The sequence below is a fragment of the Spirulina subsalsa FACHB-351 genome (assembly GCF_026130165.1).
In the GTDB taxonomy this organism is placed as follows: domain Bacteria; phylum Cyanobacteriota; class Cyanobacteriia; order Cyanobacteriales; family Spirulinaceae; genus Spirulina_A; species Spirulina_A subsalsa_A.
The window spans coordinates 1-16,968 of the sequence record NZ_JAIHOM010000111.1 but is presented as its reverse complement, the minus strand read 5'-3'; the positions used below and the strand labels follow the sequence as shown (position 1 = coordinate 16,968).

17 protein-coding genes, 1 tRNA gene, 1 pseudogene and 1 other annotated feature are annotated in these 16,968 nt (G+C 47.3%); of the genes and pseudogenes, 11 read left to right on the top strand and 8 right to left on the bottom strand.

What is annotated here, in order from left to right; all coding sequences use genetic code 11:
* Positions 1–482: 482 nt before the first annotated feature.
* The 6 genes from K4A83_RS17945 (at position 483) to K4A83_RS17920 (ending at position 9,280) form a co-directional block, all read left to right on the top strand.
* Positions 483–1,613 (top strand): hypothetical protein, encoded by a 1,131-nt coding sequence (locus tag K4A83_RS17945; protein ID WP_265266029.1) that lies wholly within the window; start codon positions 483–485, stop codon positions 1,611–1,613.
* A 101-nt stretch (positions 1,614–1,714) separates the two neighbouring features.
* A complete protein-coding gene (locus tag K4A83_RS17940; protein WP_265266028.1) occupies positions 1,715–2,983 on the top strand; it encodes a lipid-A-disaccharide synthase-related protein in 1,269 nt (422 codons plus the stop codon).
* Between the two features lie 27 nt (positions 2,984–3,010).
* The gene (locus K4A83_RS17935) at positions 3,011–3,520 is read left to right on the top strand and encodes a tetratricopeptide repeat protein (RefSeq protein WP_265266027.1); all 510 of its coding nucleotides are present in this window, start codon (positions 3,011–3,013) and stop codon (positions 3,518–3,520) included.
* A gap of 544 nt (positions 3,521–4,064) precedes the next feature.
* Positions 4,065–7,865, top strand: coding sequence for an FkbM family methyltransferase (locus K4A83_RS17930; RefSeq protein ID WP_265266026.1), 3,801 nt, complete (start codon positions 4,065–4,067; stop codon positions 7,863–7,865).
* A 181-nt stretch (positions 7,866–8,046) separates the two neighbouring features.
* The gene (locus K4A83_RS17925) at positions 8,047–8,538 is read left to right on the top strand and encodes a single-stranded DNA-binding protein (RefSeq protein ID WP_265266024.1); all 492 of its coding nucleotides are present in this window, start codon (positions 8,047–8,049) and stop codon (positions 8,536–8,538) included.
* Between the two features lie 13 nt (positions 8,539–8,551).
* The gene (locus tag K4A83_RS17920) at positions 8,552–9,280 is read left to right on the top strand and encodes an RNA methyltransferase (RefSeq protein ID WP_407810110.1); all 729 of its coding nucleotides are present in this window, start codon (positions 8,552–8,554) and stop codon (positions 9,278–9,280) included.
* A 37-nt stretch (positions 9,281–9,317) separates the two neighbouring features.
* On the opposite strand, the gene rplL is transcribed toward K4A83_RS17920, so the two are convergent.
* The 8 genes and pseudogenes from rplL to rplS all read right to left on the bottom strand — a co-directional run bounded on the left by rplL (position 9,318) and on the right by rplS (position 13,638).
* On the bottom strand, positions 9,318–9,719 hold the full coding sequence (gene rplL / locus K4A83_RS17915) for a 50S ribosomal protein L7/L12 (protein ID WP_265266022.1): 402 nt from the start codon (positions 9,717–9,719) through the stop codon (positions 9,318–9,320).
* An 81-nt stretch (positions 9,720–9,800) separates the two neighbouring features.
* A complete protein-coding gene (rplJ, locus tag K4A83_RS17910; protein ID WP_265266021.1) occupies positions 9,801–10,364 on the bottom strand; it encodes a 50S ribosomal protein L10 in 564 nt (187 codons plus the stop codon).
* A 37-nt stretch (positions 10,365–10,401) separates the two neighbouring features.
* Positions 10,402–10,577: a sequence feature (ribosomal protein L10 leader region), on the bottom strand.
* A gap of 24 nt (positions 10,578–10,601) precedes the next feature.
* Positions 10,602–11,315 carry a 50S ribosomal protein L1 gene (gene rplA, locus K4A83_RS17905; RefSeq protein ID WP_265266020.1) on the bottom strand — a complete coding sequence of 238 codons (714 nt, stop codon included), beginning with the start codon at positions 11,313–11,315 and terminating at the stop codon, positions 10,602–10,604.
* An 83-nt stretch (positions 11,316–11,398) separates the two neighbouring features.
* Positions 11,399–11,827 (bottom strand): 50S ribosomal protein L11, encoded by a 429-nt coding sequence (gene rplK / locus K4A83_RS17900; RefSeq protein WP_017304592.1) that lies wholly within the window; start codon positions 11,825–11,827, stop codon positions 11,399–11,401.
* Between the two features lie 2 nt (positions 11,828–11,829).
* Positions 11,830–12,471 (bottom strand): transcription termination/antitermination protein NusG, encoded by a 642-nt coding sequence (gene nusG / locus K4A83_RS17895; RefSeq protein WP_265266019.1) that lies wholly within the window; start codon positions 12,469–12,471, stop codon positions 11,830–11,832.
* Positions 12,471–12,692: pseudogene (gene secE, locus K4A83_RS17890) on the bottom strand (preprotein translocase subunit SecE); the annotation flags it as partial. The pseudogene secE and the gene nusG, both read right to left, overlap by 1 nt.
* A gap of 343 nt (positions 12,693–13,035) precedes the next feature.
* Positions 13,036–13,108 (bottom strand) — tRNA-Trp (locus K4A83_RS17885).
* A gap of 164 nt (positions 13,109–13,272) precedes the next feature.
* A complete protein-coding gene (rplS, locus tag K4A83_RS17880; RefSeq protein ID WP_017304595.1) occupies positions 13,273–13,638 on the bottom strand; it encodes a 50S ribosomal protein L19 in 366 nt (121 codons plus the stop codon).
* A gap of 75 nt (positions 13,639–13,713) precedes the next feature.
* Here rplS and K4A83_RS17875 point away from each other — a divergent pair, with 75 nt between their 5' ends.
* From K4A83_RS17875 to K4A83_RS17855, 5 genes are all read left to right on the top strand, one after another.
* Positions 13,714–14,229: a (2Fe-2S) ferredoxin domain-containing protein gene (locus K4A83_RS17875; protein ID WP_265266017.1), complete on the top strand. Its 516-nt coding sequence runs from the start codon at positions 13,714–13,716 to the stop codon at positions 14,227–14,229.
* Positions 14,230–14,322: 93 nt separating this feature from the next.
* Positions 14,323–14,967: a response regulator transcription factor gene (locus tag K4A83_RS17870; protein ID WP_265266016.1), complete on the top strand. Its 645-nt coding sequence runs from the start codon at positions 14,323–14,325 to the stop codon at positions 14,965–14,967.
* A gap of 383 nt (positions 14,968–15,350) precedes the next feature.
* On the top strand, positions 15,351–16,235 hold the full coding sequence (locus tag K4A83_RS17865) for a hypothetical protein (protein ID WP_265266015.1): 885 nt from the start codon (positions 15,351–15,353) through the stop codon (positions 16,233–16,235).
* 186 nt (positions 16,236–16,421) lie between these two features.
* The gene (locus K4A83_RS17860; protein ID WP_265266013.1) at positions 16,422–16,781 is read left to right on the top strand and encodes a HAMP domain-containing protein; all 360 of its coding nucleotides are present in this window, start codon (positions 16,422–16,424) and stop codon (positions 16,779–16,781) included.
* A gap of 23 nt (positions 16,782–16,804) precedes the next feature.
* Positions 16,805–16,968: helix-turn-helix domain-containing protein (locus tag K4A83_RS17855; protein ID WP_265266030.1), on the top strand; the 164-nt coding region annotated here is incomplete at its 3' end.

Sequence of the window (16,968 nt, the reverse complement as noted above, 5' to 3'; positions counted from 1 at the left end):
CATTATAACACACTTAATAAAACTGGCAAGGCTCATTAAGTGTTGACGCTTCGCGGGTTACATACTGTTTTTCTTTTCATCCCCGTCCTAAAGTATCGGGGCTTTCAAGAAAACATGATCGGTAATTGTTCTCAGAGCGGTTAAGGGGAATGGGTTTGGTGCAATTGAAATTTTGTCTGATTTCTTCGTTCAGGGGGAGCAGTCTGAGGCATCTTAACCCTATTTTAACGATTTAAAATGGGGTGACGACCAACCTAGTTCGTTGTTGGGCTTTAGCCCTTAATCTCCCAAGGACAAAGGACTACACACCTTCTGGGTGGATGCAATAGCCCCTAATCACTACAAGGTCAGAAAACAAGAGGGTTTGAGGTGCGCTTGGGAAAGTTGCACAATTGGCGTTTTTTCCTAAACCCTAAGGATTTAGCTTGTAGATCAAAGGAAAGGGTTACGAATCCCTAAGAATGATAGAGGTCCTATTGATTATGTTTAATGCTAAATTTTTATCAACTTTTGTATTAAGTGCATTTGTTCCTTTCTGGTTACTGGTCGGTTGTGCAACGCCTGAATTGTCCTCTGTTGAGGATGGCAATGGGAGCAGCGCCAGCCCAGAAACGACGCTAGAAAGCCCGACGGAGACGGAAAGCACCCAGACGACACAAGTCCCCCAAACTAGCGGGCCTGAAGAGGTGGCGGTGCGGGTGTATTTTGCTAAAAGCCCGGAAAGTGATGAGGATTTTACCTATGTTGAACCGGTTTGGCGGCAGACGAGCAGTCAAGGGGTGGCGCGTTTCGCGGTGAATCAGTTGATGGTGGGGCCAACGGAAGCAGAAGCTAGACTGGGGTTAAAGTCGCTGTTGGAATTAAGCGGTGCGTCTAATTGTGGGGAGGATTTTAAGTTAGCGATCGCCAATCAAGTCGCGGATCTCCAATTTTGCCGCACCGTAACGCTTAAGGGATTAGGTCATGATGCCCAGTTACGGAGTACCCTAGAAGCCACACTGAAGCAGTTTCCTACGGTTGATCAGGTGGTGATTCGCGATCGCCATGGCAACTGTTTAGCCGATCACAGTGGCGAAAATCACTGTCTAGACTTACTCCAAAAACCCACTAACACCCCCCAATCTAACCAGCAACAACAGTCTCCTACTCCCCTCACGGAGCAATCCAAACTCACCCTAACGGGAATGGGTCCGGTACAAGTGGGCATGACAATCGCCCAAGCGTCACAGGTGACAGGAATGACCTTCACTCAACAGGCCAGTGGAGGAGAGGAGTACGGATGTTTGTTCTATCGTCCCCCGAACCTAACCGATGTGTTATTCATGGTGACAGAGGGCAAAATCGCTCGGGTGGAAACAGGCAACCCCCGCCTTAGCACCCTCAGCGGCGCAAAAGTTGGGGATACAGAGGCTCGCATTCGTTCCCTCTACCCCGGTCAAATCGTCGCAGAACCCCACGAATATGTGCCGGGGGGGAAATATCTCTTTTTCATGCCCCAAGACAGCGCACAGCGCAATTATCGCGTAGTCTTTGAAACCGATGCCCAAGGGCGCATCACCCGGATTCGGAGCGGGAAAATGCCGGAGGTGGGCTACATTGAGGGCTGTGTTTAGGGCATTTTCCCCGTTTTGGGCAAAAAATCCCTTGCATTTATGCCCGGTCAATCCATAATAGGGATGGTCAAGTTCTGCTCTGCTCATCCCCCTGATTTGGCATGAAATTACTATGTTTGAGTAATGGTCACGGTGAAGATGCGATCGCCGTGCGGATTTTAAAACAATTGCAGGAACATCCCAACGCCCCGGAGGTGGCGGCCTTGCCCTTGGTAGGGGAAGGACACGCCTATGTTCAGGCCGCTATCCCCATTGTCGGACCCGTGAAGAAAATGCCCTCGGGAGGCTTTATCTACATGGATGGGCGACAGTTATGGAATGATGTGCGCGGGGGCCTCATTGGTCTGACTTGGGCCCAGTATCGTTTAGTGCGCAAGTGGGGCAAACGGGAAGGAGTTATCTTGGCTGTGGGGGATATTGTCCCCTTACTGTTAGGTTGGTTGAGTGGCGCTCCCTATGCCTTTGTGGGAACCGCTAAGTCGGAGTATTATTTACGGGATGAGGCGGGTTGGTTATCCAAAAATCGTCAGCGAGAAGGTTGGTCCGGTTCCGTTTATTTGCCTTGGGAACGATGGTTAATGCAGCGCCCCAACTGTCGGGCGGTGTTTCCGAGGGATACCATTACCACCAACACCTTAAACCGCTTTGGGATTAAGGCCTTTGATTTGGGCAACCCCATGATGGATGATCTGATCGCCGAGTCCTCAAACCCGGATTATATTCGCAATATCCCCGAGTGGCAGGAGAAAAATCGACCCTTGACGGTAGCCCTACTGCCGGGGTCTAGAGCGCCTGAAGTATATCACAACTGGGAGACGATTCTGGAAGCCTTGCCGGGGGTACAGGAGGCGTTTCAAGGGCGATCGCAAATCTTCCTCGGCGCGATCGCATCTAGTCTAGATCCTCAACCCCTAATTCAAGCACTAGAGGCCGCTGGTTGGCAAGAGGAGAGCGAATTTCCCAAAACAGTCCCCTTTTTAGACACCGAAGCCTTTATTTTTAGTCAAGGGAAAGCCCAGTTAGTGCTAACCCAACAAGCCTATCATGCTTGTTTGTTAGCCGCCGATGTTGCGATCGCCATGGCCGGCACCGCCACAGAACAATTCGTCGGTTTAGGCAAACCCGCCATTTCCCTCCCCGGCAAAGGCCCCCAATTTAACCCCCAATTTGCCGAAGCCCAAACCCGTTTACTCGGTGTTTCCGTCATGTTAGCCAAAAAACCCCAAGACGTAGGAAACACCATTAAAGGAGTCCTAAGCAAACCCGATTTATTACAAATCATCGGCGACAATGGCAAGAAACGCATGGGAATCCCCGGTGCTGCCCGTCGCATTGCTGATTGTTCTATCGAAATGTTATCGTCAACCTAGTTCTAACCGCTTCTAATTCTTGGCTTTATGGCTAAATCTGAAAGATCCCTTGTTCAGCGTATTTTAATTGTTGTGTCTGGTATTGCCTTCTTAGGGACTGGCGCTTTTGGGGCAGCCAGTTTATTAACTAGCAACCGTCAACGAGGCCAAAATGCCCCCCAAACGGAAGAAGCTGCCATCAATCAGCAGTTAGCTGTCCAAGAACGCAATTATGAGCTTCTCCTAGAACGAGAACCGGACAACCGCACTGCCCTAGAGGGATTAGTCCAAACTCGCATCGGCATGGGGAACGTAGCCGGAGCCCTAGAACCCCTAGAAAAGTGGGCCGAATTAGAACCCGAAAATGTTGACGTTCTACAAGGCATTGCCGCCGTCCATATTGAACTGCAACAGTATGATCAGGCCATCGAACAGATTGATAAACTCATTACTTTAAGCGCCGATTCTCCCCAACAACAGGAAGAATTAAGAGCTATTAAACAGCAACTCGAAGCCATCGAATCCGGTGAAATTATTGTGCCTCCCCCGGAACAGTAACCAGCGATTTGTAGCGATTTGTAGGTTGGGTGAAGCGACAGCGTAACCCAACAAAATAGGGAATAGGTAGGGCTTGCTGAATAACTTGGGGAGCAGGGGGAGTCAGGAATAATTGACAATTGTCAATTATTAATTATTAATTATCAATTCCCTTGTTAAGTCTAGCGTTGGGCTTATTCAGTAAACCCTAGGGAATAGGGGGATAAAACCCCTTGACAGGCGCTCATTTTTTCGGTAGAATTCAAATAATTTCATCAGAATGGGAGTGGTTGCGCCTATCGATAAGCAAAACCACTCCCATTATGTAAGAATATCTTACCAAAAATTCCCAACTTTAGCAACCCCCTAAAAAAACCTAATTTTTTTCAAAACCTAATTTTTTTCACCATCTCTCACCGTTTCATCCTCACCACTTTAGGGTTGAAAAACCCAGATCAAACCTCAAAAAGTCCAACAGAATGAGAGAAAAGAATAGAGGGAAACCCCCACCCCCCCAACCATCTGACCCTTGATTTTCTCCTGCCATCTACTGCCAAAATGCTCCATGTCTTCCTCCGAACTAGACCGTATTATTCCCCCAGAAATCAAACATGATGAATTTTACGATCTCATCATTCAACTAACCGCCAACGAACCCATCGAAACCGTATTAGAAATTGGTTCATCTTCCGGGGGAGGCAGTACCGAAGCCTTTGTCACAGGATTAGCAAAAAACCCCCATCACCCCCGTTTATTCTGCTTAGAAATCTCCAAACCTCGCTTTCGTGAACTTAAGAAAACCTATCAAAACTATCCCTTTGTTCACTGCTATAACCTCTCCTCCGTCCACTTAAACCAATTCCCCACACCCAACGAAGTCGAAGAATTTTATACCCAATACCACACCGGATTAAACGCCTATCCCCTCCCCACCGTTTTAAACTGGCTACAACAAGATATTGAATACGTTCAGCAGTGGGGCGCGACAGAAAACGGCATTGAACACATTAAACAAGAACAGCAACTAGAACAATTTGATCTCGTCCTCATTGATGGTTCAGAATTCACCGGAGAAGCCGAACTACAAGCCGTTTATGGTTCAACCTTTATCCTGCTTGATGATATCAACACCTATAAAAACTATAAAAACTACTACCGTTTAGCCGCCGATTGGCAATATGAATTGATTGCCGAAAATCGCCAAATCAGAAACGGCTACGCCATCTTTAAACGCAACACATCCCCCTACAAAAAACAAGACATTCTCACCCAACTAGCTTTAAATCCCGAACAAAAAGAACAAAAACTGGTAGAAAACCTAGTTTCCAAACGCGCCACCGTCTTTGATGTGGGGGCGAATATTGGTGATTATTCCATCCTCCTGAGCCAGTTAGTCGGTTACTTTGGACGAGTCTATGCCTTTGAACCAACTTCTAGCATTTTTGCTCAACTCCAAACCCGTTTAGCCGAGTATCAACTCAATAATATTACCCTGACACAAAAGGCCGTCTACGCCGACAATACCACCTTAGAATTTAACGAATTCCCCGACGATTATTCCGCGTGGAATAGCTTAGGAAAACCTGTGATGAGTGACCCTCACGGCAACTATGAAATTGTGCCGATTGTCAAAACCGAACAAGTCGAAGCTATCACATTAGACACCTTTTGTCAAGAGCATAATGTTGAGAAAATAGACTTTTTAAAAGTCGATGTAGAGGGCGCAGAAAGTTATGTTTTTCAAGGAGCAGAGCAACTCCTAGCCGAGAAAAAAGTGCAGTTTATTCAATTTGAAATCTCGCAAAAAATGCTAGAGGGCTTAAATAAAACTGCCCAAGAAACCTTTAATATTTTAGCCGCCCAAGGGTATGAGTGCCACGAAATCACTCCAGAGGGAGAAATCGGCGAATTAATCCATGATTCCTCTGCTTTTTATGAAAACTATATTGCCTTTCCTGCCCTCCCCGTTCACTTTTTCACCATTGTTTTAAACGGAGAACCTTTTATCCGTTACCACATTGAAATCTTGCAACAATTACCCTTTCCGTGGCACTGGCATATTGTGGAAGGGGTAGCGGACTTAAAACATGATACAGCTTGGAGTGTGAAGTTAGGGGGACAAGTAACCGACTCTATCCATCGGGAAGGATTAAGTCACGATGGCACATCAGACTACTTAGATCAATTAGTTGCCCAATACCCAGATCAAATTACCCTCTATCGTCAACCTAAAGGCACATTCTGGGAAGGGAAACGGGACATGGTGAACGCTCCCCTCAAAAACATTCAAGAAGACTGTTTATTATGGCAGATTGATGTAGATGAATTGTGGACTGTTGAGCAAATTAAACAGACGTGGAACTTATTTATTAGTCACCCGGAAAAAACGGCGGCTTATTATTGGTGTTGGTACTTTGTGGGAGAGGATTTAATCATCACCACGCGCAACTGTTACAGCCAAAATCCTCAACAAGATTGGCTGAGAACATGGCGTTATAAACCCGGTTATTTTTGGGCAGCCCATGAACCGCCTGTATTAGTTGAACCCTTAGCCGATGGGAAGTTTCGTAATGTAGCCGCCGTCAATCCATTTACTCACACCGAAACAGAACAAAAGGGGTTAATTTTTCAACATTTTGCCTATGTTTTGCCGGAACAATTGCAGTTTAAGGAACAGTATTATGGCTATGCCAAAGCTTTAAATTACTGGCAACAACTGCAAGCTGCCGAACAGTTTCCGGTGTTATTGCGGGAATATTTCCCTTGGGTGGGGGATGATACAATGGTCGATCATAGTATCCCCTTGGGCATTGAACCTATTATGAAAAAAGAGGAAACAGGGGCTTGGACTTTTAACTTAAATGCCCTGCCGTTGTCCCCAGCTAAACTTAGCCCTCCCAAACCGATTATTGTGATTGACGGGGTATTTTTCCAACGTTATCAAACGGGTATTGCGAGGGTGTGGAGGAGTTTGTTAGAAGAGTGGGCTAGACAGGAATTTGGACGGCATTTGATTGTAATTGATCGGGCAGGGAGTGCGCCGAAAGTTGCCGGGATTCAATATCAAACGTTACCGGAGCATAATTATAACGATTTAGCGGCAGATCACGCCCAATTACAGGAATTATGCGATCGCAATCAAGCCGACTTATTCATCTCAACCTACTACAGTTTCCCCACCTCCACCCCTTCCGTCTTCATGGCCTATGATATGATTCCCGAAGTCTTAGGGGCTAACTTTAATAACCCCATGTGGCAAGAAAAACACGCCGCTATCCAACGCGCTAGCGCCTTTCTAGCCATTTCCCACAACACCGCCCAAGACTTACAAAAACTCTTCTCCCATGTCTCCTCCGTCACCGTTGCCCACTGTGGCGTAAAAGCCCCCTTTACCCCCCCCACAGCGACAGACATTCAACAATTTAAACTGAAATATGGCATCCAAAAGCCTTATTTTCTCCTCTCCGCCCCCGGCACGGGCTATAAAAACGCCCCCCTGTTTTTTAAAGCCTTTGCCCAACTCTGTTCCCGCCAAGGTTTTGAATTAGTTTGTACAGGAACCTATGGTATTTTAGAAGATAAATTAAGAAATTTAGTCCCCGGGACGATCATCCATTTATTAAGACTGAGTGACGAGGAATTGAGATTAGCCTATGGGGGAGCAATTGCCTTAGTTTATCCGTCCAAATATGAAGGCTTTGGCTTGCCCATTTTAGAAGCAATGGCCTGTGGTTGTCCGGTGATCACTTGCGCCAATGCTTCCATTCCCGAAGTTGCTGGAGAGGCAGCAATTTATATTAATGAGTATGACGTAGACGGCATGACGAATGCCCTCTGTGAAGTACAAAAACCCCTGATTCGACAGGATTTAATCAATCAAGGGTTAAAACAAGCCCAACAATTTACTTGGGCTAAAATGGCGGCTACAGTGCAAGAAAATTTATTACTCGCTACCTTAGACTTTTTACAACTTAAAGAGAGTAACTTAATTATTTTCCCGGACTGGACTCAAGAGGAGGAAACCATTGCCGAAAACCTCGGTCATGCCATTTATACTATTGCCCAACATCCCCAACCGGAACAGGTGACATTACTCATTGATCATACGGGAGTGAGTGAAGAAAACGCCAACTTAATCCTTTCTTTTGTCGTGATGAATTTATTAATGGAAGAAGAAATAACAGTGAGAGAAGAAACCGTTATCAGTTGGGTGGGAGAACTTTCTCCCTTGCAATGGCAAGTATTATTGCCTCGACTGACGGGGCGGATTGCCTTAGCCCAAGAAAATGGGGCGAAAATGCAGGCCGTTGGGGCTGAGGGTTTAAGGATTTACCCAGCAGGATTAACAGAGGGAATTGATAATTGATAATTGATAATTGATAATTGATAATTGCTCCCCTGCTCCCCTGCTCCCCAAGTTATTCAGCAAGCCCTAATTAATAATTAATAATTGCTCCCGATTCCCTAGACAAGAGTTAATCAACAGTTGCGATAGTAATACAAAAACTCTACACTAGGTCTATGGCTTAGAAACTACCCCGAAAACTATGAATACTTGTATTTTGATGGCACGGATTGTGCAAGCCCCAGAATTGCGTTATACCCAAGACAATCAAACCCCCGTCGCTTCTATGATTGTGGAGTTTGAGGGGGGACGGGAGGAAGATCCTCCCATGACCTTAAAAGCGGTGGGGTGGGGAAATTTAGCCACAGATATTCAAGAAAGTTATCAAGTTGGCGATCGCGTTATTCTCCAAGGCAGTCTGAGAATGAACACCATTGACCGTCCCGAAGGCTATAAAGAAAAGCGCGCAGAATTATCCGTCTCTCGGATTTACAAACAAGACGGCACATTCTCCCCCACCCTCACCTCCCAGTCCACCTCGGAGGCCTCTCCCCGTCCCAGTAATGTCGTCCCTCTCAACTATAACAAAGCCCCCAACCCTGCCCCCGTTGCTCCCCCACCAGAACCTGTAACAGTCCCCTCGGGTTTTTCCTCAAGTGACAATGAACCGGATTTAGATGATATTCCGTTCTAATCGCCCCGACCTCATGACCCTTGAACAGATTCGGATTATTTTAGTAGAACCTGCCGGCCCCCTCAATGTGGGTGCAGTAGCACGGGTGATGAAAAATATGGGGTTGTCCCAATTGGTCTTAGTCAATCCTCAATGTGATCCTTGGGGGGAAGAAGCCCGACGAATGGCGGTACATGGGGATGATGTGTTAGCCCAAGCGCGCCAAGTGGAGAGTCTACCCGAAGCTTTACAAGGCTGTTATCATGCTGTAGCGACCACAGGACGGGAGGGGACAGTTCCCCTGCCTCTAGAAACCCCTCGGGTTGTCTTCCCTTGGTTAAGGGCGCAAAATGCCCCTTCTGCGGTGATTTTTGGGCGGGAAGATAGTGGATTAACCAATCAAGAACTCCACTATGCCCAGCGCTGTGTTAGTATTCCGGCCAATCCGGTTTATCCGTCCCTCAACCTAGCCCAAGCGGTGGCTGTTTGTGCTTACGAGTTATATCAAACAACCCCAGAAGACCTTCCCCCTGCCCTCAGACCCACCACAGCCCCCTTAGAAACCTTAGAGGGCTACTACCAACATCTTGAACAGGTTTTACTGCAAATCGGTTATCTTTACCCCCACACAGCCGGGGCTAAAATGGAAAAATTTCGCCGTTTGTATGGTCGGGCCGATTTAACCCCCCAAGAAGTAGCTCTATTACGGGGGATTTTGCGACAAATGACATGGTTTGTCCAACAAGCCAAAAAAGAGGTCTAGTTAACCTAGACCTCTAATGTTGATTTCAAATTAAGCTCTATTTAACGCTGACTTTAGCCCCAGCTTCTTCGAGCTGTTTCTTGACCGATTCAGCATCATCTTTGCCGGTGGCTTCTTTGACGGGTTTAGGCACAGATTCGACCAATTCTTTGGCTTCTTTGAGGCCCAAGCCCGTGATACCGCGCACGACTTTGAGGATGGCAATTTTCTTGTCGGCAGGGAACTCTTCGAGAATGACATCGAATTCGGTTTTTTCTTCGACTTCTTCTGCGGCCGCAGCACCACCCACAGCAGCACCGGGGGCCATCATCATCATGCCGCCAGCCGGAGCCGCAGCACTCACACCAAAGGCTTCTTCAATTTGTTTAACTAATTCAGAAGCTTCCAGCAGGGTCAGAGATTTTAGCTTTTCGAGAATTTCTTCAGTTGCAGCAGACATTGGTAAACTCCTTATAGATAGAGATAATCATTGTGTTCTGGATTGGGGTCCGCTGTGAGGGCGGACTTTTTTTTGGGGAATTTAGCCTTCTTGGTCTTTTTGAGCCTTGGCTTGAATGACACGACCCACAGAGGCCGGCACTTCGTTGATTCCCCGTGCCAAAGACGAAGGCACTTCGTTGATTCCCACGGCCAGCTGGGTGGCAATCGAGTTGATCGCCCCAGCGATTTGGGCCATGAGTTCTTCTTTGGAGGGCAGGTCTGCGATCGCCTTAACTTGTTCTTCATTCAAGGCGCGCCCCTGCATCACGCCACCCCGGAATTCAGTTTTCTTACTGACTTTCTTGAACTCCTGGTAAGCGCGAATAGCCCCACCAATATCATCCTTAACGAACAGGAAAGCATTGGAACCGGACAGAAATTCCGTCATCGGTCGCCAATTGTCATCCTCTTCTACGGCTAACCGCATTAAGGTATTTTTCGTCACCGTACAGACGGTTCCGGTCGGACGTACTCGGTCGCGTAAATCACCGATTTCGCCCACCGAGAGTCCTTGGTAATCGAAAACAACCGTTAATTGCGCCTCACTCAGACTAGTCTTGAGATCGGCGATAATCTCGGCCTTGTTTTCCCGAGTCCTCCCCATATCCTGTCACCTCCTTATTTGCTTGGGATAGTATGCGTCCTGTGACAACAAGACCCCGACAGATTCGCCGGGGTCAGAGTGTTACAGTTCCCAGCATTGGATTCTCTGTTTGGGACCAGGAATCCAAAGGTAGAAACTGTAACAGACTCCACCTCGGCAGAAAATTAAGTCTGGTGAGACTTCTGCTGTCTTTGGTGTTGTACAGTATGCAATTGTCTTAGTTGAACCTAGCCTGAACTAGGCTGCATCCAGTTTTAGGTCGCGGAGTGCGTTAATATCCACTTCAATGGCAGGCCCCATAGAAGCCGACACATACACACTACGCCAGTACCGGCCCTTTGCACCAGAAGGACGATTGCGATCAATCACTTCTTGCAGTGCCTTTAAGTTGGTCAATAAATCTTCTGGGGAAAATGATGCCTTACCAAACATAACATGAACGATGCCCGTTCGGTCAGCCCGAAATTCTTGTTTCCCGGCTTTGAACTCATCAATAGCCCCGGCAATGTCCATAGTCACGGTGCCAGCCTTGGGTGAGGGCATTAAGCCTCGTGGCCCTAATAAACGCCCTAATTTAGCCACTTGGGGCATCATATCCGGGGTGGCAATCACTAGATCAAAGTCCATCATCCCTTTTTGGATTTCTTCAATCAGTTCTTCAGACCCAGCAATATCGGCTCCGGCGTTGGTGGCTTCAGCCACTTTTTCCCCCCGGGCAATCACCGCGACTCGAACCGTTTGTCCGGTGCCTTTGGGGAAGGAAACCGTTGTCCGTAACTGTTGGTCTGTGTATTTCGGGTCAATGCCCAGACGGATATGAGCTTCTGCGGTTTCGTTAAACTTCGCAGTGGCGGTTTCTTTTAATAAATTCAGCGCTTCTAACGGCTCATAGGCGCGCTTCTCTACCTTGGCCAGAGCCTCTTGCAAACGACGGGAAATTTTTTTTACCATGTTTTCTCCTTGGGTCCTAACGAAGCCTTGGCCTCTCCCCAATACATTTGTTTCAGTTGTGCAGGTTTAATCTTGTACCGGGGTTATTCAGCCGCGACTTTTACGCCCATATTTTTGGCGGTTCCGGCAATAATGCGCATAGCCGCTTCTACATCATTGGCGTTGAGGTCGGGCATTTTGGTTTCGGCAATTTTGCGGAGTTGGTCTTGGGTAATGGTCGCCACCACTTGTTTATTGGGTTGGCTCGCGCCTTTTTCAATGCCAGCCGCTTTTTTAATTAAGACCGAAGCGGGAGGGGTTTTGAGAATAAAGGTGAAACTCCGGTCTTCATAGATGGAGATTTCCACCGGAACCACCATCCCCGCTTGATCGGCGGTTTTGGCGTTGTACTCTTTCACAAAGGCCATGATATTCACCCCGTGTTGACCCAAAGCCGGGCCGACGGGAGGGGTAGCGGCAGCCTTGCCTGCTGGCAAAGCTAATTTCACTAAGGCAACAACTTTTTTCGCCATTTCTAGCTCTTCTTCTCTACCTGATTAAATTCCAATTCCACAGGCGTATCGCGTCCAAAGATCGAAAGCAAGGCTTTGAGTTTGCTCCGTTCCGGGCTGACTTCAATAACTTCGCCTTCAAAATCTTTAAAAGGACCCGACAACACCATAATTTGATCCCCGACGGACATATCCACTTTGACCACGGGTTCTTGTTCTTGGGCGTGTTTGAAGATCCGCTCAATTTCTGAGGGACTGAGGGGAACAGGTAACACATGACCCCGCCCTCTGCCATAGCGGCGCTTCTGTTCGGCTCCCACAAAGTTAATCACATTGGGGGTGCTTTTAACCGCTTGCCAAGATTCATCATCGAGTAGCATTTGCACCAGAACATAACCGGGGAAGACTTTTTCTTCGCCGTGGATGCGCGTCCCGTCTTTGCGTACCTTAACGGTGGGCGTTTGGGGGATTTGCACTTGCAGGATGCGGTCGGTCACATCCAGGGTGCGAATGCGCTGTTCTAGGTTGGCCTTAACCCGCTTTTCGCAGCCTGACGCAACTTGCACAGCATACCAGCGTGCTGTTTTTGGTGTGCTGCTTTGCAGGGAGGTTTCTTCCTGTTCTTCTGTGTTAAACTCTTCGGGTTCGTCAGTGGGAAACATCATCAGAACACCGTCCTACTTAACCAAACAAACAGATTATCTACAAAGTAAATGGTGGTGGCGACTAATGTCACCATCAAAATTACGGCAGCAGACTCGCTGATCAGTTGCTGACGGGAAGGCCAGACGACTTTTGATAGTTCCTCCCGGGATTCTTTGAGGAACTCTACCGGACTGAAGTCTGAACCGGATGCTTTGTCGGTTTCCTTGGAGGAAACTACTTCTGTGTTTTTGGGTTTATTTTTAGCGTTTTTGGGAGAACCATCTTGAGGTTGATTGCCTCCGTTCGAGTTCTCTTGGTTCGCAACATTTTTTTTGGCCACAACTTCCTCCTCGGATGATCGAGTTCTGCACGATGAGCAGCAAGTTTTTGTTAGGGTGAATCGAATTGCAAAACTGCGTTCGCGTAGCGTCACGAAGTGAATCGCTTGCTCTAATCACTCTAGCCTCAGATCCTTTTGGGTAGGGGGTTTTAACCCTTGAGAAAGTTAGGTCGAAACAATACCTGACTTTCATCCCCAAGATCACTCCATTCGGGAGAATGAATTATCTGGTTTTGAGGTTAGACGCGCCCTGGAGGACTTGAACCCCCGACATCAGGTTTTGGAGACCTGCGTTCTACCAACTGAACTAAGAGCGCAAGCAGACCCTTGATTGTTGCTGTTTAGCTTGGGTTCTAGATTCTAGGGTTTTAGATTCTAATCCAAAGCGACTTAGCAAGCTTGGGTGATCTGGCTCGTAATCCAGTTTAACGCAAAAGGGGAAATTTTGGGCGGCCTTTCCCATTCCACCGGAAAAAGTTTTTCACAAAGCCCGATCGAAACGTTGTTTGATCCGAGTCGCTTTGCCCACGCGATCGCGCAGATAATACAATTTGGCGCGACGCACTTTTCCTCGGCGCACAATTTTAATCTCAGCGATTCTAGGAGAATGGAGTAAGAACACCCGCTCTACACCAACCCCTTGGAAAATCCGCCGCACGGTGATGGTTTCATTAATGCCCCCATTCCGTTTGGCAATGACAGTCCCTTCATAGGGTTGAATCCGTTCTTTGTTTTCGCCTTCTTTAATCCGTACACCGACCCGCACTGTGTCACCCACATGGATGATCGGCAGGTCATCTTTTAGCTGTTCTGCTTCAATCGACCGAATAATTTCTTCTGCATTCATGGCGTTGCCAAAAACTCACAGCTTTCTAGTGTAGCATGGTTTTATGGAAATTGAATCACTTGCGCGCAAAAAATTATGCTGGATTCCCCAGAGATGACCCCATCAGCAGGAGTAGAATCGAAGGTCGCTGAATCAGAGCCAGGGCCAGATGTAGCGGGTTGTGTGGTACAAAAAGCGATCGCCAATTTAGGAATTCCCCAAATTCAACGCCACCTATTCCTCTGTGCCGACCAAACCAAACCCAAATGTTGTCCTAAAGAGCAAGGTTTAGCCACTTGGGACTATCTCAAACAACGGTTGAAAGAGTTGGGATTAGACACCCCCACCCCTGACCGCCCCACCTGTGTCTTTCGCACCAAAACCAACTGTCTCCGAATTTGTACCGAAGGGCCAATCTTGTTGGTGTATCCCGATGGAGTCTGGTATGGCAACGTCACCCCAGAAGTCATGGAACGCATTATTCAAGAACATTTGTTACAAAACCAAATCGTTCAAGATTACGTTTTGTGTCGTCATCCCCTACCCCCTGTTTCCCCTGCCACTGCACCCCCACAAGAGTCCGCAAGTGATTACTCCGGAAGAAACTTGTAAAAAAAACAAGAGGAACCCCAATTCTTAGGGGATAATACAGAGACTAGACTACAAACCCAGAACACCTCGTCCCATGATGGTGAGTATCAGGCGATGAAAGACAACGCGCAAAAAGAGAGCAAAAAACTATTGTTGATTGACGATGACCCGAATTTAATTCTTTTAGTGAAGGATTATTTGGAATTCAGGGGTTATCAAGTCGTGACAGCAGAAAACGGTCGAGAAGCTCTAGATATCTTGGAACAGGAGATTCCCGACATGATCATCTGTGATGTGATGATGCCAGAAATGGATGGTTATGCCTTGGTGGAAAACGTCCGAGATAACCCCCAAACCAGTTGGATTCCCTTTTTATTCCTCTCAGCCAAGGGACAAAGCCAAGACCGGGTTAAAGGGTTAAGTAAAGGAGCCGATGTCTATATGGTGAAGCCCTTTGAACCCGAAGAGTTAGTGGCACAGGTGGAATCCTCTCTAAAACAAGCCAATCGCTTGATTCATCACAATAAAGGATCTGAGTTAGGGCAAACCTTACAAGTTCCCGAAGGGGTAGAACTAACCCCTACAGAATTAAAGGTAGTGCAATTAGTGGCCCAGGGGATGGCCAACCGAGATATTGCCGTGCAACTCAAGGTTAGCCAGCGCACCATTGAAAGTCATGTGTCGAATATGCTGAACAAGACCAATCTACATAATCGGACGGAATTAGCTCGTTGGGCGATTGAGAGCCATAAAGCCTGATTTCGTCCCAGCACGGATTGCAAACTCTGGCTTGGCGGCACTCCCCTAGAGATGTCAAGATTGGGAGAGGAGAAGCCCGACCCGTACTAGCGTATTAGTCGGTGTCAGGAGGAGGTCACGGCGGAAAAAACAGTCATTTGAGTAATTCCGCCTAAAGCTGGATATAATGTTCCGTCATTTAGCGGATGTTTTTTTTTCTTCATTAAAAATATTTCTGGAAAATTTTTTAAAGATCCCGAAAATTGCATAAGATGAAGGGAGTCGCCTTTTTTGGTTTAGTTAACCGCCGAGACACTCTCCTCCCAATCTTGGATTGGGTGAGGGAATCTGTCACTTTTGAAGCGTTCCTCCTCGCACGAAGCGCTGTTGCACTCCCCTATCCTATGACTTCTATGGTCAAACCTTTGTTTTCCTCTGACTGGTCTTATGCAAAACCGCTCTTGTTACTTTCAACGGTGCGGATTACAGCCAGTTCACCGACTTGGGTGGAGGGGGATGACGTTCCGACGGTTATGATTCCGACGGATTATGCTTTTTCTGCTTATCCTCCTTTACAAGTCGCTGATCTTTCCCTTGATATGATTGAACCCGAAGTTGCTGCGGATCCCCTCAACAGCCCTCATCCGATTCCTTGGAATTGGGTCATGGCAACTTATGCGGAATTTGGTCAAAGTTCCTACCCTGAACCTCGTTATTATCGCAGTCCGGCTTTAGTATCACCAGATGGCGAATATGCGGCCTATAGTCGCATTCAAATGTACACGGATCAGAGTCTCTATGGCAGTCGTGTCACCAGTGTGATGTTTTTAGAGAACCTGAGAACCGGAGATTTACAAACGATTACAGCTACTTCTCCCTTGGCGGGGAATCCGTTTAATGACAATGAGGAGGCGTATCAACCGGGGGCGATTTCTATTTTAATTCCGGTGTCTTGGTCTGAAGGAGGCGATCGCCTTTTGGCCCGACAATTTGAGGGATTGTTCAGTACTTCCGAAGCTTCCGACTATGGAGTAGTGTGGGATCGGATTCATAATCGCACCTCTACCGTCTCTCCGACGCGCATTCAGTACACTAACGCGGTGTTATTGGGTTGGAGTACCCTTTACCCCCAACAGGTCTTATTTCGTGCTGGAACCCTCGGAGAGGACCACTGGCCTTTGTGGGCAGTTAATCAGGACAATGAAACAACCTTAGCCTCTGAGGATCGTCCCATAGTTTATGGTCAAACTCAAGCCCCCGTTTGGACTGGACCCCAAGCGCAATGGTGAAGGGAAGAGGTCTGCTGAATTGTTAATTAGGGTCTGCTGAATAACTCTACTCGTGGGGCTAGGGAATAGGGAATAGGGAATAGGGAATAGGGAATAGGTAAAGAGATTTATCAACAGGGGCAACGGGCTTTACGCTATTTAATTGGGTCGTTATTAGTGGTTGGGGGGGGATTTGGTGGGTTAACGGTGATTTTGTTAGAAAAACTGGTTTTGTTGCGATTAGCTCGTTTGAGTGATGCCGTTCAAGCGGTGGGGGACAGTCATGATTTAACGTTGCGGGTACCGATGGGAGGAACGGATGAGTTAAGCGGATTAGGACAGTCGATTAATGGGATGTTAAAGCAACTGGAACAGGGGGCGGCAGAGTTGGCGAGGGAGCGGGAGAAGGTGGAACGTTTGTTGTTGAATGTTTTGCCGGGGTCTATTGCAGATCGGTTGAAAAAGGACGAGGGGGCGATCGCAGAATTTTTTGAGGATGTGACGATTCTCTTTGCTGATATTGTGGGATTTACCCATTTTTCAATTCCATGTTATTATAATATTTGATATCCATTAACTCAGTATCATCCGTGTTTGTCTACGAGTTTAAGGTCTACCCTAAACCAGAACAAATAACCGCCATTAATGAAGCAATTAGGACATCCCAATTTGTCCGAAATAAAGTCCTTCGTTATTGGATGGATAATCGTGGTATCGGTCAGCCCGAAATGTTTAGATACAACACGATTTTGAG

Coding starts and splice junctions, on each gene's coding strand:
- K4A83_RS17945 (WP_265266029.1), top strand. CDS start 483: ATGTTTAATGCTAAATTTTTATCAACTTTTGTATTAAGTGCATTTGTT.
- K4A83_RS17940 (WP_265266028.1), top strand. CDS start 1,715: ATGAAATTACTATGTTTGAGTAATGGTCACGGTGAAGATGCGATCGCC.
- K4A83_RS17935 (WP_265266027.1), top strand. CDS start 3,011: ATGGCTAAATCTGAAAGATCCCTTGTTCAGCGTATTTTAATTGTTGTG.
- K4A83_RS17930 (WP_265266026.1), top strand. CDS start 4,065: ATGTCTTCCTCCGAACTAGACCGTATTATTCCCCCAGAAATCAAACAT.
- K4A83_RS17925 (WP_265266024.1), top strand. CDS start 8,047: ATGAATACTTGTATTTTGATGGCACGGATTGTGCAAGCCCCAGAATTG.
- K4A83_RS17920 (WP_407810110.1), top strand. CDS start 8,552: ATGACCCTTGAACAGATTCGGATTATTTTAGTAGAACCTGCCGGCCCC.
- rplL (WP_265266022.1), bottom strand. CDS start 9,719: ATGTCTGCTGCAACTGAAGAAATTCTCGAAAAGCTAAAATCTCTGACC.
- rplJ (WP_265266021.1), bottom strand. CDS start 10,364: ATGGGGAGGACTCGGGAAAACAAGGCCGAGATTATCGCCGATCTCAAG.
- rplA (WP_265266020.1), bottom strand. CDS start 11,315: ATGGTAAAAAAAATTTCCCGTCGTTTGCAAGAGGCTCTGGCCAAGGTA.
- rplK (WP_017304592.1), bottom strand. CDS start 11,827: ATGGCGAAAAAAGTTGTTGCCTTAGTGAAATTAGCTTTGCCAGCAGGC.
- nusG (WP_265266019.1), bottom strand. CDS start 12,471: ATGATGTTTCCCACTGACGAACCCGAAGAGTTTAACACAGAAGAACAG.
- rplS (WP_017304595.1), bottom strand. CDS start 13,638: ATGAATGCAGAAGAAATTATTCGGTCGATTGAAGCAGAACAGCTAAAA.
- K4A83_RS17875 (WP_265266017.1), top strand. CDS start 13,714: ATGCTGGATTCCCCAGAGATGACCCCATCAGCAGGAGTAGAATCGAAG.
- K4A83_RS17870 (WP_265266016.1), top strand. CDS start 14,323: ATGAAAGACAACGCGCAAAAAGAGAGCAAAAAACTATTGTTGATTGAC.
- K4A83_RS17865 (WP_265266015.1), top strand. CDS start 15,351: ATGACTTCTATGGTCAAACCTTTGTTTTCCTCTGACTGGTCTTATGCA.